The 21,914-nt window shown below is 68.8% G+C and carries 14 protein-coding genes; 3 read left to right on the top strand and 11 right to left on the bottom strand.

The features are described from left to right. Window positions 1-76: 76 nt before the first annotated feature. The 11 genes from K254_RS20950 to speB all read right to left on the bottom strand — a co-directional run bounded on the left by K254_RS20950 (window position 77) and on the right by speB (window position 15,315). On the bottom strand, window positions 77-1,642 hold the full coding sequence (locus K254_RS20950; RefSeq protein WP_051388593.1) for an amino acid permease: 1,566 nt from the start codon (window positions 1,640-1,642) through the stop codon (window positions 77-79). A gap of 52 nt (window positions 1,643-1,694) precedes the next feature. Then, window positions 1,695-3,098 carry an aspartate ammonia-lyase gene (locus tag K254_RS0100395; RefSeq protein ID WP_026553722.1) on the bottom strand — a complete coding sequence of 468 codons (1,404 nt, stop codon included), beginning with the start codon at window positions 3,096-3,098 and terminating at the stop codon, window positions 1,695-1,697. A gap of 12 nt (window positions 3,099-3,110) precedes the next feature. Then, window positions 3,111-4,115: an asparaginase gene (locus K254_RS0100390; protein ID WP_035748818.1), complete on the bottom strand. Its 1,005-nt coding sequence runs from the start codon at window positions 4,113-4,115 to the stop codon at window positions 3,111-3,113. Beyond that, window positions 4,102-4,830 carry a FadR/GntR family transcriptional regulator gene (locus K254_RS20945; protein ID WP_051388591.1) on the bottom strand — a complete coding sequence of 243 codons (729 nt, stop codon included), beginning with the start codon at window positions 4,828-4,830 and terminating at the stop codon, window positions 4,102-4,104. Before K254_RS20945 ends, K254_RS0100390 begins: the two co-directional genes overlap by 14 nt. A 162-nt stretch (window positions 4,831-4,992) precedes the next feature. Then, window positions 4,993-7,080 (bottom strand): DUF5107 domain-containing protein, encoded by a 2,088-nt coding sequence (locus tag K254_RS0100380; RefSeq protein WP_231391707.1) that lies wholly within the window; start codon window positions 7,078-7,080, stop codon window positions 4,993-4,995. Further along, window positions 7,077-10,166, bottom strand: coding sequence for a glycoside hydrolase domain-containing protein (locus tag K254_RS20940; RefSeq protein ID WP_051388590.1), 3,090 nt, complete (start codon window positions 10,164-10,166; stop codon window positions 7,077-7,079). The genes K254_RS0100380 and K254_RS20940 overlap by 4 nt, the downstream gene beginning before the upstream one ends. Window positions 10,167-10,252: 86 nt before the next feature. Continuing rightward, on the bottom strand, window positions 10,253-10,768 hold the full coding sequence (locus K254_RS0100370; RefSeq protein WP_026553719.1) for a hypothetical protein: 516 nt from the start codon (window positions 10,766-10,768) through the stop codon (window positions 10,253-10,255). Further along, complete coding sequence (locus K254_RS0100365; protein ID WP_035748817.1) at window positions 10,761-11,699, bottom strand: TIGR01777 family oxidoreductase; 939 nt, start codon at window positions 11,697-11,699, stop codon at window positions 10,761-10,763. Before K254_RS0100365 ends, K254_RS0100370 begins: the two co-directional genes overlap by 8 nt. Continuing rightward, entirely contained in the window at window positions 11,696-12,349 is a 654-nt protein-coding gene (locus K254_RS0100360) for a TetR/AcrR family transcriptional regulator (protein WP_026553717.1), read from the bottom strand. The genes K254_RS0100365 and K254_RS0100360 overlap by 4 nt, the downstream gene beginning before the upstream one ends. Window positions 12,350-12,511: 162 nt before the next feature. After that, complete coding sequence (locus K254_RS0100355) at window positions 12,512-14,251, bottom strand: thiamine pyrophosphate-binding protein (protein WP_026553716.1); 1,740 nt, start codon at window positions 14,249-14,251, stop codon at window positions 12,512-12,514. Continuing rightward, window positions 14,248-15,315, bottom strand: a complete 1,068-nt coding sequence (gene speB / locus K254_RS0100350; RefSeq protein WP_026553715.1) for an agmatinase — start codon at window positions 15,313-15,315, stop codon at window positions 14,248-14,250. The genes K254_RS0100355 and speB overlap by 4 nt, the downstream gene beginning before the upstream one ends. A gap of 298 nt (window positions 15,316-15,613) precedes the next feature. Here speB and K254_RS0100345 point away from each other — a divergent pair, with 298 nt between their 5' ends. From K254_RS0100345 to K254_RS20930, 3 genes are all read left to right on the top strand, one after another. Then, the gene (locus tag K254_RS0100345) at window positions 15,614-17,593 is read left to right on the top strand and encodes an amino acid transporter (RefSeq protein ID WP_026553714.1); all 1,980 of its coding nucleotides are present in this window, start codon (window positions 15,614-15,616) and stop codon (window positions 17,591-17,593) included. A 238-nt stretch (window positions 17,594-17,831) separates the two neighbouring features. After that, a complete protein-coding gene (locus tag K254_RS20935) occupies window positions 17,832-19,148 on the top strand; it encodes an MFS transporter (RefSeq protein ID WP_196810842.1) in 1,317 nt (438 codons plus the stop codon). Between the two features lie 109 nt (window positions 19,149-19,257). Then, window positions 19,258-21,861 carry a glycoside hydrolase family 78 protein gene (locus K254_RS20930; RefSeq protein ID WP_035748816.1) on the top strand — a complete coding sequence of 868 codons (2,604 nt, stop codon included), beginning with the start codon at window positions 19,258-19,260 and terminating at the stop codon, window positions 21,859-21,861. Window positions 21,862-21,914: the final 53 nt, after the last annotated feature.

Here is a 21,914-nt window from a genome sequence, read left to right as displayed (position 1 = left end):
AGCCACCAAGCTTCATGCGTTTGCATCTACATAGTTGAACTGGAAGGACCGTGCGAATATTCCCCGGCCGGGCTGGCTAGTCCTTCTCGGCCGATTCGGGGGTCTTGTCCGGCGTCGCCCCTGTGCCTTCTTTGCCTGTGGCCAGACTGTGGTGGGCAATCACCGGGTGCGGGCCGGTGAACCCCTCGCGGCCGTGGGCGATCTCCAGGATCCGGTTCTTGGACAGCCGCCAGCCGAGCATCAGCAGCGGAATGATGACCACCAGCGAGGCCACCGTCCAGGTCCCCACCGGAGCGTCGAAGGCCATCAGCACCAGGACGCCGACGAGGAACACCAGCGTCAGGTAGCCGGTGTAGGGCGCGCCAAACATCCTGAATGACGGCCGGATCGCCTCGCCCTTCTTCGCCAGCTTGAACAGGGCCAGCTGGCAGAGCACGATGGTGCCCCAGGAGCTGATGATGCCCAGCGAGGCCACGTTGAGGACAATCTCAAAGGCCGCCGCGGGCAGGATGGCATTGAGCACCACACCCAGCACCGCCACCGCCGCCGTCAGGCCAATGCCGCCGTAGGGCACGCCGTTCTTGTTCATCCGGGCGGCAAAGCGCGGCGCCGAGCCGGACATCGACATGGACCGCAGAATGCGCCCGGTGGAGTACAGGCCGGCGTTCAGCGAGGACATGGCCGCCGTCAGCACCACCAGGTTCATGATGGCGTCCACGCCGTCGACGCCGATGGAGCCGAAGAACGTGACGAACGGGCTCTCGCCGGCCTTGTATGCGGTGAAGGGCAGCAGCAGCGACAGCAGGATCAGCGAGCCGACGTAGAACACGCCGATGCGGATGACCACTGTGTTGATGGCCTTGGGCATGATCTTTTCCGGGTTCTGCGTTTCACCGGCCGCGGTGCCGATCAGCTCGATGGAGGCGTAGGCGAACACCACGCCCTGCATCACGATGACCACCGGCAGCAGGCCATTGGGCAGGATGCCGCCGTTGTCGGCAATCAGCGAGAAGCCCACCTGCTGGCCCTCAACGGGCGTGCCGAAGATGACGAAGTACAGCCCCACCACCAGGAACGTCACCAGGGCGACCACCTTGATCAGGGCGAACCAGAACTCCATCTCGCCAAAGACCTTCACCGACACCAGGTTCAGGCCCAGGACCACCAATAGCGCGGCCAGTGCCCACACCCACTGTGGAACGGTGCCGATCCAGGGCACATATTTGGCGAAGAAATGCATGTAGAGGGCGACGGCGGTGATGTCCACGATGGCCGTCATGGCCCAGTTCAGCCAGTACAGCCAGCCGGACACGAAGGCCGCCTTCTCCCCGTAGAACTCGCGGGCGTAGGAGACAAAGGAGCCGGAGGAGGGCCGGTGCAGCACCAGTTCCCCCAGCGCACGCAGGATCAGGAAGGCAAAGAAGCCGCACAGTGCGTAGCTGATGACCAGGCCGGGGCCGGCGGTGGCCAGGCGCCCGCCGGCGCCCATGAACAGACCCGTGCCGATGGCGCCGCCAATGGCGATCATCTGGATCTGCCGGGACTTGAGCCCCTTGTGGTAGCCGGCATCCTCGGCGGTCAACGCCGAATCGGGTATGTCCTGCACGAGGTCCGAGGTATCGGGCTTTGCTGCGTGTTGCATGGTGTTCTTCCTTTTCTACCGTGCCAGCGGCGCACCATTGCGCCGGTGCGGCTCAGTCGGAGAGATTGGCCAGACGTTCCGGCGAGAGCAGTTCGTTGAGTTCTTCGGGGCTGAGCAGGGCATGCTCAAGGACAAGTTCGGCCACGCCGCGGCCCGTGGTCTGGGCCTCCAGGGCGATGGCCGTCGCGGCCGCGTAGCCAAGGCGCGGGTTCAGCGCCGTGACCAGGCCGATGGACTGCTCCACGCTGAGCCGGAGCTTTTCGACATTGGCCGTGATGCCGCGGACGCAGCGTTCGGCCAGCGTCAGGCAGGCAGCCTCGAGGTGCAGGATGCTCGCGGTCAGCGAGTGCACAATGATGGGTTCAAAGGCGTTCAGCTGCAGCTGTCCACCCTCGGCCGCCATGGTGATCGTGACGTCGTTGCCGATCACCTGGTACGCCACCTGGTTGACCACCTCCGGGATCACCGGATTGACCTTGCCGGGCATGATCGAGGATCCCGATTGCACGGCGGGCAGGTTGATTTCGCCCAAACCGGCACGTGGGCCGGAGGAGAGCAGGCGCAGATCGTTGCAGATCTTGGAGAGCTTGACCGCCACCCGCTTGAGCACGCCGGAGAGCTGGACGAAGGAGCCCACGTCCTGGGTGGCTTCGATCAGATCGAAGGCGGTTTCCAGCGGCAGCCCGCTGACCTCGGCCAGGTGGCGGCAGGCCACGGTGGCGTAGCCCTCCGGGGCGTTGAGTCCTGTGCCAATGGCCGTGGCCCCGAGGTTGATCTCGTGGACCAGTTTCGAGGCCTCGGCCAGGCGGGCGCGGTCCTCGCCGATCATGACGGCGTAGGTGCCGAACTCCTGGCCCAGCGTCATGGGCACGGCGTCCTGGAGCTGGGTGCGGCCCATCTTCACCACGGTCCGGAACTCCTCGGACTTCCCGGCAAAGGCCGTGGCCAGGACCTCCATGGCGGCCAGCAGGCCCTGCACGGCAAAGATGGTGCCCACCTTGGCCGCCGTCGGGTAGACGTCATTGGTGGACTGGCTGAGGTTGACGTGGTCGTTGGGGTGCAGATGCTGGTACTCGCCCTTGGCGTGGCCCAGGATTTCCAGCGCGCGGTTGGCGATGACCTCGTTCGCGTTCATGTTCGACGACGTACCGGCCCCGCCCTGGATGACGTCCACAACAAACTGCTCATGCAGCCTGCCGTCGATGATGTCCTGGCAGGCGGCGGTGATGGCGCCGGCGCGGACGTCGTCGAGCAGGCCCAGCTCCTGGTTGGCCCGGGCGGCGGCCATCTTGACCATGGCCAGCCCGCGGACGAGGTTGGTGTTGCTGGAGAGCTTCTGCCCGGTGATCGGGAAGTTTTCCACCGCCCGCAGGGTGTGGACGCCCCAATAGGCGTCTGCGGGGATGTCGCGGTCCCCGAGAAGATCGTGTTCGCTGCGTGTGGCCATCCCAGTCATGGTTCTCCTTGCTCAGCTGCCGGAGGGTCCGGCAGGAGTGGGCAGCGCAACCAGCGCGCCCACAGACAGTCCGCCGCCCAGGACGGGCGCCGTTTCAACACGGGCCAGTTGCGCCGAATCTACGCCCAGACGTCCCAGCAGGTCCACGGTGGCGGGCATTCTGGCGCGGTCGCCGCCGTCGGCGATCTTCAGCACCAGCGCCCGGCCATCCGGCAGCGCCACCGCCTGGATGCCTTCGAAGCCGTCCTTGGCCAGCAGGCCGGGGACGGCGCGCATCAGGGCTGTGACATCGCGGCCCTCGCCGGCGACATTCTCCGGGAACGCCCGCATGGCATCGGCCACCGCGGCCTCGGCAGTGCCGGCGGGGGCGCTGATGATGGCAGAGTAGGCGCGGGCCATGCCGGCCAAGGAGATGGCATGCACGGGGGTGCCGCAGCCATCCGTGCTGGCATGGGTGATGGGCTCGCCCGTGAGTTCCTCGACGACGGCGTCGACGCGCTGCTGCAGGGGGTGTTCCGGATCGAGGTATCCGCGCAGCGGCCAGCCGTTCAGCGTGCAGGTGGCCAGCATCGCGGCGTGCTTGCCCGAGCAGTTCTGGGCAAACGCCGTCGGCGCCCCCCCGGCGCGCAGCCAGCCCTCGCGCTCGGCGGTGCCGTAGGGCAGATCGGGCTGGTTGGCCAGAAAGACGGGGTCGATCGAGTGCAGCGCGAGGATCTCCTGCGCACCGTCCAGATGCCGGGTGGCACCGGAATGGCTCGCGGCGGCCAGGGCCAGCAGCTCCGGCGCCAGCACCAGCCCGGCACGGACCATGGCCACCGCCTGCAGCGGCTTGAGCGAGGAGCGCGGGTAGTACAGCGCCAGCGGATCACCGGCGGACATCAGCGTTGATCCGTCCGGGGCCAGCACGATGTACGAGCCGTAGTGGACGCTCTCCACCATGTCGGAGCGGATCTGCGCCACCAGGGGCACATGGCCGGGCAGGGGCGGGAGTGCGGTGGTGGCGTCAGTGCCGGCCATGGGTGGTGGTCCTCTCAGTGGTGCCAAAAATTTCCTGCAGGGCCGAGGCCACGTGGGCGAGGTGGTTGCCCATCGCGGCGGCGGCGCCGTCGCCGTCGTGCCGTTCAATCGCGTCGAAGACGGCGCGGTGCTCGTCGTCGGACTCGCGCTGGCGGCCCGTCATCAGGTTGATGGTCTCCGACTGGCTGGACAGCCCATCCCGGATGCCGGTGATGATCTGCTCAAACACGGGGTTGCCGCTGGCATGGGCGACGGCGGCGTGGAAGTCGGCGTCCAGGGCAACCCACTGCTGGGGATCATCCTCGGTGGCCATCGCGGTGAGGATGCCGCGGAGGGTTTCAAGGTCGTCCTCCCCGCGGCGGTCCGCGGCCAGCGCGGCGGCCGGCACCTCGATGTGGGGCCGGGCCTCCATCAGGGCGCGGGCGGAGAAGCGGCCCAGGGCCAGGTCCCCCGAGGTGCGGGAGGCCACGACATAGGTGCCCTTGCCGGTCTTGGTTTCGGTCAGCCCCAGCGACTGGCTGGAGCGCAGGGCCTCGCGGACCACCGAGCGGCTCACGCCGTATTGGGCGGCAAGGGTGGCTTCGGCGGGCAGCCTGCTCCCAATGGGCAGGTGGCCATCCTCGATGGCGCCGCGGAGGGAGCCCAGCACCGCCTCGGCTGCGCTGATGCGGGCAATGGCTGGCTGCTTGGCTGCCCAGCTGTCTGACAGGTTCACGTTCAGAACTTTGCCACGCTGTGCTGATGGTGTCAATGGTTGCGGGTGGTCCGGGCCACAGAACTGCATCCAGGACGCCGTTCCCCGCCCAGGACGCGTCTACAACTGCGTCCTGAACGGGAAACGTCGTCCCCGGTGCCCAGTCACGACGGGGCTGGCGGGCTACTGCATGCTGAACTGGTACTGCTGTGGCACGGATTCGCCGGGGCAGACTTCCCGCCAGAGGGCGGTGATGGAGTTCTCGCCCTCGCGCAGGTCGGGGACCTCCAACCCATCCTTGAGCATGGCAGCCGCCGTTTCCGGTGCTCCGGAGCGGGCATGCGCCAGGGCGGTGAGGAAGCGGATCCGCCCGAGGGCGCCAAGCTCCGCGGGGGCGCCGTCCACCAGGGTCAACGCAGCGGCGGCCTGGCCGCGATCGATGTGCTCGGCCATGGCCTCGGCCAGCAGCCACTTGCTGCCCGGATCCGCCGCGCAGGCGCCCCGCAGCCGGGCCAGGCCACCGTCGACGCTGGGCTCCTCGGGCAGCCCGGCATTGTCGTTGTCGTCTCCGGAGGCGGCATCTGCTTCCGCATCGGCGAGGGCCAGCAGGGCAAGCCCCAGCCCGCGCAGGGCCAGCGCCCGGCTGGACTGCGACAAGCCCCCACCGCGGCCGGCCAGGTCCAGCGCGTGCCAGTAGTTGGCGACGGCCCACGCGTATTCGCCCTCCGCGTGGGACATGACGGCCAGGTGGAACAGCGCCTCGGCGCTCGGCTCCACCGGCGCGTCCGACTTCCACTCCGGCGCCATCAGGGCCCTGACCCAGTCCTGCCCGCGCACAAAGCTCGGCGCGCCGGCAAAGCGGTCCTCCGGTGATTCGCCCTGGAGAAGCCCCACCCACGGCTCCTGCGCGGACGTGATGGTCTCCGGGGAAAACGGCGTTCCCGTGGCGTTGATCCACGTCATGGCTGCGGACTCGCGCCGGATGGTCTCCAGCGCACCCCAACCGGAGCCAGCCACCAGCAACGGTCCGGGCGGCAGATCGGCCCAGCGGGCCGCATCGGCGAGCGCCCTGTCAACGGCGCGCGTGTCCACCAGGGCGTCCACCCGCTCGCTGCCGTGCACCACTGCCGCGTTCCAGTCCTCGCTGTGCGCCAGTGCCGGATCGAGGGCGGCGTTGCCGTAGGCCTCCACCCACTGCCAGCTCTCCCCCGCGGGCATGGGTACATGCTCAAACTGGGTCTGGGCCAGACCGGCCTGGATCTCCGTGTAGTGGCCGGCATCCGGGCTGAGCCACTCCTGCCAGCGGTGTCCGCCCACGGTTTCGCCCCAGACAAAGAGCTTGCGTCCGCGCAGCCGCGGCGAGGACACCAGCGCCAGCCCGTCGCCGTCGTCGTCGGCCATGGCCACCCAGCGGCGCTGCTCCTGGGGGATGTCGAAGAAGAAGTCCGCGGCGGCGGTGTTGCGCATCGGCCAGCTGGCATCGATGCCATGGAAGCTGGTGGGCACCACGCGGGTCATGCTGCCGTCGTAGTCCGTGGCGTAGGCCTCCCGTGCCGGGGCCAGCACGCGGCTGCCCGGTGTTTGGGGCACCGCCGCATTGGTCCACCAGTACATGGGCACCTCGGCAGCGTTGGGGTTGCGGATCCGCACGGCCACAAACACCACGACCGAGTCGGCAGGCAGCCACGCATCGATCTGGAAGACCACCTCGCGCAGCCTGTCGAACTCCCACATCCGCAGCACCTGCTGGCCGCCGGGGGCCTCGACGATGGCGGTGTGCAGCGGGATGCAGGTGGTGGGCGAGTGCCCACGGGTGCCGATGTTGCATTCGATGCCGCCGGCGAACCAGGCATTGCGCAGGGCCAGGTTGGCGAACTGGATCCGGTCCTGGGTGTGCAGCAGTTCCTTGCCGGTGGCCTTGTCCACCAGTTCCCACAGCCGCCCGCCCAGTTCAGGCAGGAAGACGGCGCGGACGTGCGCGTTCTCGAGCACGACGGCGGTCATCGCGGTGGGCCGGGTGTCGCGGCTGTAGCCGTCCTGGAGCTGGTACGGGTAGATGTTGCGGGCCTTGCCATAGCGGGCGCCGGCAGCGATGTGGGCCGGAATGTCCCCGCCCACGTTGTAGGGCGGTTCCAACAGTGCCTGCACCGCCGGCAGCGGGGATTCAGCGCCCAAATGGGCCAACTGGATGGTTCGGGTTTCCACGGAAAGGGTGGACGTGCTCTGTGAAGCCGTGGCCGCGGGGGCCGTGGGCTGGGTGGTGTTGGTCATGCCTGCGTTCCAATCACTAGCAGTACACCGCGTTGCGGGGAGACGGTGATGCCTTCCTGTGGAGCATATCGCCGCTCGCCCTGGAAGTCTTCGATGGCCGGTGCCCAACGTTCGACGCCGGCCAGGGAGGCGGCGCCGTCGTCGAACTCCAGCTGGACCTCGACAGCCTCATCGGCCCAGCTGGCCAGAGCGACCACCAGGCCCTTCGGCGTGCTCCAGCTGGTGGCCAGCACCGCCGGATGGTTGGTCTTCACCGGCCCGTTGCCGGCCCACCAGCCCACCATCGGTGCGGTTTCCAGGCCGTGCTCGGTCCAGAACGCCCACAGCGGCCGGTTGTCCACGCGCGGCGCACGGCCGGTCATGCCGAACACCATGCCACGCCACGGATTGCCGCCGCCCTCGAGCATCTCCCCCATCAGGCCGAAGGGGATGCCGGAGACCTCCACCAGCCAATAGGCGGCACTGGAGGCGTCGTAGTCGAAGTACTCGCCCAGCCAGAGCCTGTCCGTGTAGGGCAGCTGCTCCAGGTACAGATTGGCCGAGGAGGAGAACCCGTCCTTGACGTTGAACTGGTTGGCGGAGTGGATGTCGATCTCCGGCGCCGGGCAGTGCTGCTGAAGGACCTTGCGCACGCGCTTCATGGTGTGCCGGTCGTAGGCGATGTCATCCAGGTAGATGCCATCCAGCCCGGTGCTGCGGACCAGCTCCGACAGGCCCTTGATGTAGGCGTTCTGCCAGCGGGATTCGCCGGCGGTGACCACGGAGATGTCGTCCACATTGGGGGCGTACCAGGCGGAGACATAGCCCGCCGGGGCGTGCTCCTGCAGCCAGATGTGGCCCGGTCCGGAGCCCGTGCTTGTCCCCGTTCCCGTTCCCGTTCCGGGGGAGGCGCCGTCGGTGAAGATCTCCCCGCCCAGCTGGAGCAGCGGAAGCACGTCGGGGCTGTGGGCCGTGAGCTCGCGGACGGTGTTGTAGACCTTGACCTTCAGTCCGAGCCCGTGGGCCTGCTCCGTGTAGGCGGCGAGGTTTCCGGCGCTGAGCAGCGGATCGTTGATGTAGGGGGCCAGCGCCGTGGCGTGGTGGATGTTGATGACCGTGGCACCGGCGTCCTTGACCTGTTCCGGCGTGCCGGCACCGTGGAAGTAGCGGTTGCCCAGCTGGCGGGCGGGGTCGATCGGCTTGAACGGGGTGAGCAGCAGCCGGAAGCCGTAGTTCAGCTCCTGGCCCGGCGCGAGCGTGCGCGGGCCGCTGTAGGCCTCAAGGCGGACGGCGTCCTCCCCGGTGCGCAGACGCACGCCGCCGCGGACCTGGGCATCGGCGTCGGCGTCCGAGCCGGCGCCCGGGCCGCGGTTGGCCCAGCTGGCCGGCTCCACCAGCGGCTTCTGCGCGTAGAAGTTGGTGTTCAGCGGGCGCTCGTAGGAATCATCGCGCAGCGCGAGCTGGAACCCGATGTTGGCATCGCCGAGCCAGAGCGAGTCCTGGTTCTTTTCGGCGACATTCCACTGCCAATCCAGTTCCTGCGGGCGCAGGCCGCCGGGCACGCCCAGGCCCATGGCATAGGGCACGGCGTCCGGGTTCAGCACCAGGGACAGCGCGGCGTCGTCGAGCTCGACGGCGGCTCCCACTGTGGTCCCGCTTACGCCGGGGTTGGCGAGGCGGAGCGCAAAGGTGGCGGCGCCGTCGGCCTCCAATTCACCCTCCAGCACCAGGGACAGCGGCGGCTCAACGCTGGTCCACCGGCAGGTCCAGGCCACGGATGCGGGTCCGTTGACGGTGAACTCCAGCGGCGAATGCTGCCAGTTGATGCCCACCAGGAAGCCGGCCGGCTCGGCCAGCAGGGCTCGCTCAGGTCCGTCGGTGCCCGTGACGGCCGGGGTGAAGGTGGAGGTGAGCTGGGCAGGCAGGCCGTTGGCCCCCAGCTGCAGGCTGCGGCCCAGGATGCGCAGCGTTGCGGCTTCTCCGTTGAGGCTGACATTGTCGAGCTCGACGGCGGTGTACGGGGCCACGAGCTCGTTGTCCTGGACCAGCGTGGAATCCAGCCAGGCCAGGCGGCGCAGCAGGCGAGGGTCGCCATGGCCGCCAGCCAGAATGTCGGCGTCGGGCTCTGCGGCAACGGCCAGTTCCACGGCCACGGTGGCGGAGAACGTCTCCCCCGACTCCGTGGCAGCGGTGACGGTGATCGTGGCCCGGGCGGAGGTTCCGGCGGCCTCGGCGGGGATGTGCAGCGGGATGTACAGGCCTTGGACCTCGCCGGCCGGAACGTTCAGGGTCTTCGCCATGGGACGGCCCAGACGGTCGACGCCGGTGGTGTTCAGGCAGTGGCCGCTGGCGTCGGCGGACTCCACCGTGACTACGGCGCCTGCCAGATCGGTCTGGGCATAGAGTCCCAGCTGCACCACATAGTCCTCACCCGGCAATGCGTCGTCGGCGATGGTGCCGTGGGGGCCGCCGATCGCCCAGTGGGCCGGCAGCGCGCGGCGCAGGGAAATCGGGTGGCGGCGGTTCTCAGGGAAGAGTAGGAACGGCTCCCCCGCGTGGGCAGCGTGCAGAACCTCAAGCTCGGCGGCCGTGGGGGTGAAGTTCATCGGCGCGAAGGAATCCCACTCGCTGGCGGCCTCGTAGCGGACGGCCTTGGCCCGCGGCAGGGTGGTCTGCGCCGCAGCCTCCTCGTCCCAGATGCTGGTGGCGGTCCGGTCCACCCAGGCCGGGTCCGCCGTCGGGCGGTGCGGCAGATAGCTGGCCTGCGGGTAGTGGGCGTGGCCGCCCATGGCGTAGGGCAGGTAGTGGAAGTAGTAGGTGCCCGCGCCGTCGATGGGCTCGAAGGTGAACTCGCCCTGCTCGGCGGTGCGCACCCCGGCCAGCACGTTGGAGACACGGCGGCCGGAGGCGGCGGAGGTGACGATGACGTCCACGGCGGCGGGGTCGGCGTCCTGGCGGCGCCAGGGCAGCACCACCGTGGCGGCGGCTGCGTCCGGGGCTTGGACGACGATGCGGTGGTTGCCGTAGAGGAGCTTGTCCCACTCCCCCGTTCCGCAATCTAGTTCGGGGTGCAGTCGGGCAAGGGTGGCAGTGGCCGGGTCCGGCATGAAAAATCAGCTCCAGTAGAAATTCCGGTGGTTACACCATGCTTTCCTGAATCCTAGTGATCGTAAAGCGTCATTACGATTCACAATCACTCATATTTGGTTGCGGCTGTCCCGGCACGTGCCGCAGCGGCGGCGGCCGCCTGTTTTGCCTGGTGGGAGGTGACGATCTTGACCACGCTGAGGCGGCCAATGCCGGCGCTGATGGCGAAGATCAGGCCCATCGGGAGCGCCGCTTCGGGGGCGTGGACCAGGAGCACCACGGCTGCGGCAACGGCCCCGGTCACCACGGTGTGGACGGCCACGTGGACCCATTGGTTCGGGATGCGGCGCAGCGGCCAGGCTGTCAGCAGGCCCAGCGGGATGCCGATGACCATGGCCGGCATGAAGCCAGTCAGCAGGAGCCCGGGAAAGTACTCCAACCAGTACAGTGCAAACTCGTTTGCACTGTACGCACCACTGAGGCCCACCCAGGCGGGAAACAGGGCGCAGAAGAGCACGAAGGTGATGAGCCAACCCAGCAGGAAGGCGTGCGATCCATACTCCTGCGCCGGGGGCCGTTCCCTGCCGGGCTGGGCCGGCGCCGGTTCCGTGCCCTCAGCCACGGTCCACCGCCAGAATGTCGGCCAGCGCCTCGTCAAGGTCAGGATGGTGCCACTGGAACCCTGCGTCGATCAGCTTCTGCGGGCGGACCCAGCGGCTCTTGAGCACCAGCTCGGTTTCGGTGCGGATCAGCACGGCACCCATCTTCAGCAGCCAGGCCGGCGTCGGCAGTCCAAACGGCACCTTCAGAGCACTCCGGACGGCGGCCATGAGCCCGGCATTGCCCACGGCATTCGGAGAGGCCACATTGACGGGACCGGTGATGTCTCCATGTCTGTGGAGGAATAGGACCGCCCGGTACAGGTCCTCCAGATGGATCCAGCTGAACCACTGGGTGCCCGGGCCCATCCGGCCCCCGAGGCCCAGCCGCGCGAGGTTCACGAAGGGCCTCATGACGCCGCCGCCCGGACCCAGAACGATGGTGATGCGCAGCGGAATCCTGCGGGTGGACGGCGTCTGCGCCTGCGCGAGCGTCCGCTCCCAGGCCCGGGCGACGTCCACGGAAAAGCCTGAGCCGATTCCGCCGTCGTCCTCCGGGAAACCTCCAGCGGGCACGCCGGCCCCTTCGGCGGAGCGGTAGATGGTGCCCGTGCTGGCATTGAACCAGTCCCGCGGAGGGGTGGCGCAGGCGGCGACGGCGCGGCCCAGCTCCGCCGTCGTCGACACCCGGGAGTCCAGGATCTCCGCCCGGTTGCGCGCGGTGTATCGGCAGGAAACGGACCGGCCGGCCAGGTTGACCAGCAGGTCCGCACCCTCCAACAGCGCCGCCATGCCGGCGGTGTCGCCCCATACCGCCCCCACGCCCCCGCCGCCGGTGCGGCCGATGGTGCGCACCTTCCAGCCGCCCGCCTCGAAACGGCGCCGGAAATCGCGCCCGATGAATCCGCCGGCCCCGGCCAGGACCACCGTGCCGGTTGCATCCGCGCCGCTCACGGCCGGACCTTGGCCATCAGCGTCAGCGCGTCCTCCACCAGGCCGCGGGCCACGGGCAGGCGTGCCAGCGACAGCGTCCGGGCGATGAGCGGGGCGGCTCCGTTGATGAGGGTCCGGGTGCGCCACTGGCCCTGGGAGCGGTCGTAGACCCAGAACAGCACCACGCCCATGTACCCCAGCCACAGAAGCTGGGGCAGGTCGCTGCGCAGGTTTGCCGGCACCTTGGCCCCCTCGATGGCCTCGGCGAAGATCGCCTCCGCCTCCAGCCGGATCTCGGCGGAAGCCTCGCCAAAGGGGTTGACGGCCGACGACGGTGGGAGCGCGCTGCCCAGGAAGCCCGAGCCAAAGGCGTGGTACGGGGTGAGGGCATCGATCCCGGCGTCCATGGCCGCCCGCAGCCGGTCCGCCAGCGGGACGACCCCAGCCATGGCTTCGCTGGCACGCACGCGCTGCTCGGCCACGGACTCGCGGTAGAGCTCCAGGATGAGCTCATCCTTCGAGGCAAAGTAGTAGTAGGCGCTGCCCAGCGAGACCCCCGCCTCGGCGGCGATCCCGCGCATGGTGGTCTTGGCGAACCCCCGGCTGCGGAACATGCCCAGTGCCGTCTGCAGCACCAGCTCCCGGGTCTGCGCACTCTTGCTGTTTTCCACGGATCCCCCTGTTTTGAACGTGTTCAAACTCCAGTAGACCACGGTTTTTGAACACGTTCAACAGCTGAGTGGGTGTGGCCGAAACGAAAAATGCGCCCGTTCGCGGGTTCAGCCACCGGTGCACGGTGGTTGAACCCGCGAACGGGCGCAGAAACGCGGGGCCTACTGGTCCAGGTGCGTCGGTCCAAACATCTTCAGCAGGACGTCCACGACGACGACGTTGGGGCCGTCGGCGGCGAAGCCCTCGCGGAGGGCCTCCCCCACCGCATCCGCGGAGACGCGCTTGGCCGGAACACCGAAGGACTCGGCCAGCTTCACGAAGTCCGGGCGGGCCAGCTCGGTGTGGGTGGCCTTGCCGAAGGCGCCCACCATGTACTCACGCAGGATGCCGTAGCCGCCGTCGTCCACAATCAGCCAGGTGACAGGCGCATTGTGCTGGCGGGCGGTGGCCAGCTCCGCAATGGAGTACATCGAGGAACCATCGCCGGAGACGGCCAGCACGCGGGCCGGCTTGCCCTGGCTCTGCAGACCCAGCGCGCCACCGATGGCTGCCGGGAAGCCGTAGCCCAGCCCACCGGCACCCTGGGCGGAGTGGAACTGGCCGTCCCGGGCATCCCAGCAGCTCCAGCCCCAGTAGGCGGAGATGGTCATGTCCCAGAAGGTCTGCATGTCGGCCGGGACGGCCTCGCGGATGTCCGCCATGAACTTGCGCTCCAGCGCCAGATCCTGGCCGTCCAGGCGTGCCGCCACCTTGGCTAGGGTCTCCTTGACAAGAGCCTGCGGCGTGGCGCCGTGCCAATTGGCCCGCTCGCCGTGCGGCTCCGTAAGGGCCTCGTCCAGCGCAGACAAGGCCTGGCCGGCGTCGGCACGGATGCCCAGCGCCGGGCGGTTGGACTCCAGCACGCGGGGCTCGGCGTCGATCTGGATGATCCGGCCGCGCGGCTCCATGGTGAAGTAGTTGCTGGTCACCTCGCCCAGCGAGGAGCCAATCACCACCAGAACGTCGGCGTCCTCCAGGACGTCGGTGACGTGGCGGTCCTCCACCCAGGACTGCAGGGAGAGCTCGTGGTTCCACGGGAACGCTCCGTTGCCGCCAGGGGTGCAGACCACCGGGGCATTGAGCTTCTCGGCGATGGAAAGCAGCTGCGCCTCGGCGTGGCCGCGGCGGGTTCCGCCACCGGCGACGATCGCCGGACGCTCGGCCGCGGCGAGCCACTTGACGGCCTCGCGCACCAGCTCTACGCGCGGCGGGTTGTCGAAGGGCTCGGCCAGCGCGTCCTCCACGCGGGGGACCATGATCGGGTCCAGCAGCACGTTCTGCGGAATCTCCAGCCACACCGGGCCCTGCGGCGAGCTCACGGCCTCCGTCCAGGCGTCCTGGATGGCGGAGGGGATGCCGGAGGCGTGCTGGATCAGACGCTGGCTCTTGGTGACGTTGGCCGCGGAGGCCTTCTGGTCGTCGAGCTGGTGCAGCATGCCCTTGCGGCGGGCGCCCAGGCCCTCCAGCGGAATCTGGGAGGCCACCACGATCATCGGCACACCGGTGGCGTAGGCCTCCTGCAGACCGGCCAGCGCCGTCAGCGCGCCCGGGCCGGTGGAGAGGAAGAGCACGCCCACCTCGCCGGTGGCACGGGAGTAGCCATCGGCGGCGAAGGCGGAGTTGTTCTCCACGCGGGAGGAAACAAAGTGCAGGTCCGAGCGGCTCAGGGCGTCAAAGAGGCCCAGGGCATGCTGGCCGGGGATGCCGAAGACGCTGCTGGCACCCAGGGCGGCGAGGGTCTCCACCACAAGGTCGCCACCATTGCGCTCGGCGGTTTCAACGTTGGCGGCATCGGCAGGGGCCTCCGACCGCGAGGGGTCCCCGGCCGAGCTTGCGAGGGTGGGGAGCGGTTGGGGACTCACTTGGTTCCTCCAACGCGGAAGCCGGCCGGGGCGCGGGTGGGCTCGGCGTCGAGAGCCTGGGCGGCGTAGCCGTTGGCGGTCCCGAACCGGTCGCCCTCCATGGCCTTGTCGGCCAACAGCGTCAGCAGCTCATAGCCCACGTGGCTGGCCGCCACACCGGTGATCTCGGCGTGGTCGTAGGCCGGGGCCACCTCCACAATGTCGGCGCCGATGAGGTTCATGCCGCGGAAGCCGCGGATGATCTCGATCAGTTCGCGGCTGGAGATGCCGCCGGCCTCCGGTGTCCCGGTGCCGGGGGCGTGCGCGGGGTCCAGGACGTCGATGTCCACGGAGATGTACAGCGGGCGGTTGCCGATGCGGTCGCGGATCTTGGCCACGGTTTCCAGCACGCCCTGGTAGTAGACGTCGGCGCTGGTGACGATGCCGAAGCCGAAGCGGTGGTCGTCGTCCAGGTCCTTCTTGCCGTACAGCGGGCCGCGGGTTCCCACGTGGGAGATGGCCTCGGTGTCCAGGATGCCCTCCTCGACGGCGCGGCGGAACGGGGTTCCGTGCGTGTACTCGGCGCCGAAGTAGGTGTCCCAGGTGTCCAGGTGCGCATCGAAGTGCAGCATCGCGACGGGCTCGCCGGCGCGTTCGGCGGCGGCGCGCAGCAGCGGCAGCGAGATGGTGTGGTCGCCACCGAGGGTCAGCAGCTTGGCGCCGCCGGCCGTCAGATCCAGGGCGTTCTCCTGGATGGTTTCGATGGCCTCGTTGATGTTGAACGGGTTCACAGCCATGTCGCCGGCGTCGGCCATCTGGACGTTCTCAAACGGGGAGACATCCCAGGCCGGGTTGTACGGGCGCAGCAGGCGCGAGGCCTCGCGGACGTGGTTGGCGCCGAATCGGGCGCCGGGGCGGTAGGAGACGCCGGAGTCAAAGGGAACGCCGACGATGGCGACGTCGGCCTTGGCGACCTGGTCCAGCCGCGGCAGGCGGGCGTACGTCGCAGCGCCCGCGTAGCGCGGGATCCGGGAGGAGTCGATCGGGCCAAGGTTTCCGTTGGCTTCGATGCGCAGCTCTTTCATCAATGTCCTCTTTTCGTACAAAATGTTGACCAGGTCACAGCCGGGCGAATGTTTTCCATCGTACAACCGTTGTTGCCCAATGTGAACCAAAAGTTTTTCACAGGAAACTTTCTGCCTGTCCGTTCGGGTGCACCACGGGCAGAAAAACCCGCGTCCCGCCGCCAGCACATCCGGCCCCAGACCCGGCCGCTCCGCCCGAAAAAAGGCCGTAAAGATATCGTCAAGACCGGGTCCATGGGGCCCTTTGCGGTGCTACGCTCCAATCGCCGGATCCGGCATCCGTTTCTGAAAGGCCCCCGTGACAACGCTGCAGCACCCACCGGCAAACCCCGGCGAAAGCGGCAAGCCGCACGGGGCCGCGGCCCTGCGGATCTGGCTGCTGGAGGGAATGCCCGAGCCTGCCGGCAAGCGCCAGGGGGCCCATGGCCGCCCCGCCGAGGGCCACAAGCCAGCCTCGTGGTGGCGGGTCATGTGCCTGACCGGTCTGGACTACTTCTCCACACTGGGCTACCAGCCGGCCATCGCCGCACTGGCCGCTGGAGTACTCGCCCCGCTGGCCACGATCGTGCTCGTCATCGTCACTCTGGCCGGCGCACTGCCGGTCTACCGGCGGGTGGCCACGGAGAGCCCCCGCGGCGAGGGGTCCATCGCCATGCTGGAGAAGCTGCTCCCCCGCTGGTGGGGCAAGATCTTCGTGCTGGCGCTGCTGGGCTTCGCCGCCACGGACTTCATGATCACCATTACCCTCTCGGCCGCCGATGCCACGGCCCACGTGGTGGAGAACCCCTTCGCGCCGGAATTCCTGCACGGCCAGAATGTCATCATCACCCTGGTGCTGGTCGTCGGTCTGGGAGCCGTGTTCATGCGCGGCTTCAAGGAGGCCATCGGCGTTGCCGTCGTCCTGGTGGCCGCCTTCCTGGCCCTGAACGCCGTCGTCGTGGTGGTGTCGCTGGCCCATGTGGTGGCCAGCCCGCTGGCCGTCACGGACTGGTGGACGGCGTTGACCACCCAGCACGGGGATCCGATCATGGTGGTCGCCGTGGCGCTGCTAGTGTTCCCGCGGCTGGCGCTGGGGCTCTCGGGATTTGAGACGGGCGTTGCCGTCATGCCGCAGATCAAGGGCCGCCCATCGGACACCGAGGCCAACCCGGCCGGCCGCATCGCCGGCGCCCACAAGCTGCTGACCACCGCCGCGCTGATCATGAGCACCTTCCTGGTGACCTCCAGCCTGGCCACCACCATTCTGATTCCAGCCGCCGAGTTCCAGCCCGGCGGCGCCGCGGACGGCCGCGCCCTGGCCTTCCTCGCCCACCAGCTGCTGGGCGAGGGCTTCGGCACCGTCTACGACATCAGCACCATTGCCATCCTCTGGTTCGCCGGCGCTTCGGCCATGGCGGGTCTGCTGAACCTGGTGCCGCGCTACCTGCCGCGCTTTGGCATGGCACCGGCCTGGGCGCGGGCCGTGCGGCCGCTGGTGCTGGTGTTCACCGCCATCGCCATCTTCATCACCATCATCTTCAAGGCCGACGTCAACGCCCAGGGCGGCGCGTATGCGACGGGCGTCCTGGTCCTGATCACCTCGGCCTCCGTCGCCGTCACCCTGTCCGCGCGGCGCAAGGGCCAGCGCGGCCGGGTCATTGGCTTCGGAGCCGTCTCCCTGGCCTTCATCTACACCACCGTGGCGAACTCCATCGAGCGCCCGGACGGGTTGAAGATTGCCGCCCTGTTCATCCTGGGCATCCTGGTGGTCAGCTTCCTCTCGCGCATGCGGCGCTCCTTCGAACTGCGCGCCACCCATATCCGGCTGGACCCGATGGCGCTGGAGTTCGTTGCGGGCTCCACGGAGGGCCCCATCCGGATCATTTCGCACGATCCCAAGACATCCTCCGCTGCGGCCTACCGCCGCAAGATGGCCCACGCCGCCAGTGAAAGCCAGATGGGCGATCCCGGGCAGGTGCTGTTCATGGAGGTCATCGTGGACGATTCCTCGGACTTTGAAACGGCGCTGGAGGTGCGCGGCGTGGTGCGGCACGGCTTCAAAATCCTGCAGGTCCATGCCTCGAATGTGCCCAATACGGTGGCCGCGGTGCTGCTGCACATCCGCGATGTGACGGGGCTGATGCCGCACATCTACTTCCGCTGGACCGAGGGCAATCCGATCAGCAATCTGCTGAAGTTCCTGTTCTTTGGCGAGGGCGAGATCGCCCCCGTGACGAGGGAAGTGCTCCGTGAGGCGGAGCCGGACCTCACCAAGCGCCCCTGGGTGCACGTGGGCTGATCCCACCGTCGGATTTCGGCCCTCCCACATGACGGACGACGGCGGCGCGGTGCCCGGACCAGGGCCCCGCGCCGCCGTCGTCGTACGCCCTGAAACCGCCCGATTCCACCCCGTCGATTGTGACCCATGGCATAAACGATCAAAATCGTGTCATACTAGGTTTTAGGACAAACCCTCACCCCCCAAATCTCCAGGGCAAAGTCCGGCAAACTTTATGAAACGATTCAAAGGAGAATTCATGAGCGCCGCACGCGTCGCCTCCCCACCCTCAAAGATGTGGTGGACGGCCACCATCGCGGGCATGGCGTCCTATCTGGACGCCGCAGCCATCGTTAGCACCGGAATCGCCCTGGTGCTGTTCCAGCAGTCCTTCCAGCTCGGCCCGGCCCAGATCGGCCAGCTGTCGGCGCTGCTGACCATCATGATCGCCGTCGGCGCCCTGGTGGGCGGCCGGCTGGGCGACAAGTACGGCCGCCGCCGCGTGTTCTCGTGGACGATGGTCGTCTTTGCCGCAGGCGCCCTGCTGCTGATGGTGGCCACCGGCCCGGGCATGCTGTACGCGGGCATTGTGCTGCTTGGCTTTGCCGCCGGTGCGGATCTGCCGGTGTCGATGGCGATGATCTCCGAAAGCGCGCCCGCCGGCAAGAAGGGCAAGATGATCACCTTCTCCCACGTGCTGTGGATGGTGGGCGTGCTGGCCGTGCAGATCATCAGCATCATCGTGGGCGATATGGGTGCCACGGGCGCCCGGATCCTCTACGGACATCTGCTGATTGTCGCCCTGCTGGTGCTGGTGCTGCGCGCCGGACTGCCGGAATCGGCGGAGTGGGTCAAGTCCCAGGCCGTCAAGGCCGCCCCCGGCCAGAGCGGCTTCGGTTCGCTCAAGGGTCTGGTCCGCTCGCGCTACTCGATCCCGCTGGTCGCCACGGGCTTGTTCTACGCGATCGCCAACATTGCCGCCAACACCAACGGCCAGTTCAGCACCTACCTGTATGTCAATGTGGCGGGCGCCAGCGTCTCCACGGCCTCCACCATTGGCCTGGTTGCCTTTGGCTGCAGCTTCATCGGCATGCTGGCCACCATGAAGTTTGTCGACACCAAGTGGCGCATGCCGGTGTTCGTTGTTGCCTCGGCACTGTCGGTGGTGGCCTTCGTCGTCCCCGCGGCGATGGGCGTTTCCACCTGGTCGCTGGCCGTGATGGCCATCTTCTATTCGATCGGCGGCGCCATCGCCGGCGAACCGATGTACAAGGTTTGGTCCCAGGAGCTGTTCCCCACGCGCTACCGCAGCAGCGCGCAGGGCATCACCATCGCCTTCACCCGTGTGGTGGCCGCCGCCGTCGCCCTCTTCACGCCGCAGATCATTGCCGGCGGTGCGCAGGCCCTCTTCATCTTCCTGATCGCCACCACTGTGGTCTCCTGCCTGATGGGCATCCTGTGGCTGGCCCGGATCCCCCGGGCCCTCCCCGATGCCGGGCCCGACGCCGGATCCGGCGCCCCTGTGGAACAGGACGCCGGCCAGGGCGCCCCCGCGCCGGCAACGATTGCCGGCTGACACCGGCCCGAAGCCCGCGCTGCGCCGCACACCGCCGCCGCGGCTGAAGACTCCAGCAAACGCTCAACCCAGCGACCGATTAAGCACCGAGCAGAAAGCACCGCCACCCATGACGACAGCCCCCGCCCCGTCGCAGGCCACCTTTGAACACCACGCCCCAGGCCGCCTCGGCATCGGCGACGCCGAACCCCGCCTGTCCTGGCAGACGCCCGGCGCGGACCCCGCCTACGTCCAGCAGGCGTACCGGGTTGAGGTGTCGATTTCCTCCGGCGCCGCGGCCGGCGCCGTGGAAACCACCCTCCACGAGGTCAGCTCCCCCGGGCAGATCCTCGTGCCGTGGCCGGCCCGGCCGCTGGCCTCCCGTGAGCGCGCCACTGTGCGCGTCCAGGTGGACGGCGGCGGCGGATTCGGCCCGTGGAGCGAGGCATCGTGGGTGGAGGCGGGCCTGCTGGAACCCTCCGACTGGCAGGGCGGCTTTGTGGGCCCGGCCTGGGACGAGGACCACGACGTCGACCTCCGCCCGGCGCTGGTGCGCCACGAGTTCTCCCTGCCGGCCCAGGTGGTGGCCGCCCGACTGTACCTGAGTGCCCACGGGGTTGCCGAGGCCGAGATCAACGGCGAGCGCATTGGCGATGAGGCGCTGACCCCGGGCTGGACCAGCTACACGCACCGGCTCCGCTACGCCACCTTCGATGTCACAGACCAGCTGCGCGAGGGCGGCAACGCCATCGGCGTGTGGCTGGGCGATGGCTGGTACCGCGGCCGCATTGGCTTCGAGGGCGGCAGGCGCAATGTCTATGGCCAGGACCTCTCGGCCCTGGTCCAACTGGAGGTCGTGACGGCGGACGGCGCGCGGCACACCATCGCCAGCGGGGAGTCCTGGCAGGCCGGCTTCGGCCCCATCCTGCTGTCCAGCCTGTATGACGGCGAGCAGTTCGACGCCCGCCTGTGGGATGCGGACTTCTCCCGCCCCGGATTCACCGCCGAGGGGTGGAGCGCGGTCCAGCTCGAGGCCGTCGGCACGGATGCCCTGGTGGCGCCGATGGGGCCGCCCATGCGCTGCACCGGCGAGCTGGCCCCTGTGTCGGTGGTGGACAAGGGCGATGGCCGCTTCCTGCTCGATTTCGGCCAAAACCACACCGGGCGCCTGCGCCTGCGCGCGTCCGGACCCGCGGGAACGCGCATTGTGCTCCGTCATGCCGAGGTCCTCCAGGAGGGCGAGCTCTACACCCGCACCCTGCGCGACGCCGCCGCCACCGATGTGCTGGTGCTGGCCGGCGGAGACATCGAGTGGGAGCCGCGCTTCACCATCCACGGCTACAGGTATGCGGAGGTCTCCGGCTGGCCCGGCGGGCTCGAGCCCGGGGACGTCCTCTCCCGCGTCTACCACTCCGATATGGCCCGCACCGGCTGGTTCCGCAGCTCGGATGCGGCCATCGAGCGCCTGCATGAGAACGCCGTGTGGAGCCTGCGCTCCAACTTCCTGGACATCCCCACGGACTGCCCGCAGCGCGACGAGCGCCTGGGCTGGACCGGCGATCTGCAGGTGTTCGCGCCCACCGCGGCCTTCCTCTACGACGTCACGGGCATGCTCAGCAGCTGGCTCTGCGACCTCGCCCTGGAGCAGGAGGACGTGGGCACCGTTCCGCTCTACGTGCCGTACCTGCCGCTGGGCGAATGGGGCGGCATCGCCTCGACGCCGATGGCCGTGTGGGGCGATGCCGCGGTGCTCACGCCGGATGTGCTGCACCAGCGCACCGGGGATGTGGGCCTGCTGCGCCGCCAGTACCGCAGTGCCGTCGACTGGGTCAATGGCGTGGAGAAGGCCACCGGCGAGTCCCGGATTGTCGACAACTCCATGCAGCTCGGCGACTGGCTGGACCCTGCGGCTCCCCCGGAGAACCCCTTCGAGGCGCTGACGGCGGCCGATCTGGTGGCGACGGCGTACTTCGCCTTCTCCGCCCGCCGGCTCGCCGCGGTGGCCACCATCCTCGGTGAGGACGACGACGCGGCCCACTACGGCGCACTGGCGGACGAGGTGGCTGCGGCCTTCGCCGACCGCTACCTGACCGCCGAGGGCCTGGCCACGAGCGACACGCAGACGGCCTATGCACTCATCACCGCCTTCGACCTGTACCCCGACGAGGCGTCCAAGGCCGCCGGCGAGGCCCGCCTGGCGGAACTGGTCCGGAAATCGGACGGGCACATCTCCACGGGCTTCGCGGGCACGCCGCTGGTTTCCGATGCCCTGACCCGCGCCGGCAACCTGGACGAGGCGTACCTGCAGCTCCAGCAGGATTCCTACCCCTCCTGGCTGTACCCCGTCACGATGGGTGCCACCACCATCTGGGAGCGCTGGGACTCCATGCTGCCCGACGGCACCGTGAACCCCGGCGACATGACCTCGTTCAACCACTATGCGCTGGGCGCCGTGGCGGACTGGCTGCACCGGGTGGTGGCGGGGCTGGCCCCCGCCGCACCGGGCTACCGCCGGATCCATTTCGCACCGCGCCCCGGCGGCACGCTCAGCAGCGCCGGCGCCACGCACCTGACGCCGTACGGGCTGGCGTCGATCGATTGGGAGCTCGACGGCGGGACCCTGCGCACCACTGTCGTGGTGCCGTCCGGGACCACCGCCAGCGTGGACCTGCCGGGGACGGCCGCGTTCGACGTCGGACCGGGAACCCACAGCTTCGAGTCGGCCGCCCGCTAGGCCGACGGCACGGAAACTGACAGTACGGAATCTGGCGGCCCGGAATCTGAAAG

It is taken from the genome of Arthrobacter sp. 35W, assembly GCF_000482545.1.
In the GTDB taxonomy this organism is placed as follows: domain Bacteria; phylum Actinomycetota; class Actinomycetes; order Actinomycetales; family Micrococcaceae; genus Specibacter.
This window is presented reverse-complemented; position numbering and strand designations above follow the sequence as displayed.

Coding starts and splice junctions, on each gene's coding strand:
- K254_RS0100380 (WP_231391707.1), bottom strand. CDS start 7,080: ATGACCAACACCACCCAGCCCACGGCCCCCGCGGCCACGGCTTCACAG.
- K254_RS20950 (WP_051388593.1), bottom strand. CDS start 1,642: ATGCAACACGCAGCAAAGCCCGATACCTCGGACCTCGTGCAGGACATA.
- speB (WP_026553715.1), bottom strand. CDS start 15,315: ATGAAAGAGCTGCGCATCGAAGCCAACGGAAACCTTGGCCCGATCGAC.
- K254_RS20930 (WP_035748816.1), top strand. CDS start 19,258: ATGACGACAGCCCCCGCCCCGTCGCAGGCCACCTTTGAACACCACGCC.
- K254_RS20935 (WP_196810842.1), top strand. CDS start 17,832: ATGAGCGCCGCACGCGTCGCCTCCCCACCCTCAAAGATGTGGTGGACG.
- K254_RS0100390 (WP_035748818.1), bottom strand. CDS start 4,115: ATGGCCGGCACTGACGCCACCACCGCACTCCCGCCCCTGCCCGGCCAT.
- K254_RS0100395 (WP_026553722.1), bottom strand. CDS start 3,098: ATGACTGGGATGGCCACACGCAGCGAACACGATCTTCTCGGGGACCGC.
- K254_RS20940 (WP_051388590.1), bottom strand. CDS start 10,166: ATGCCGGACCCGGCCACTGCCACCCTTGCCCGACTGCACCCCGAACTA.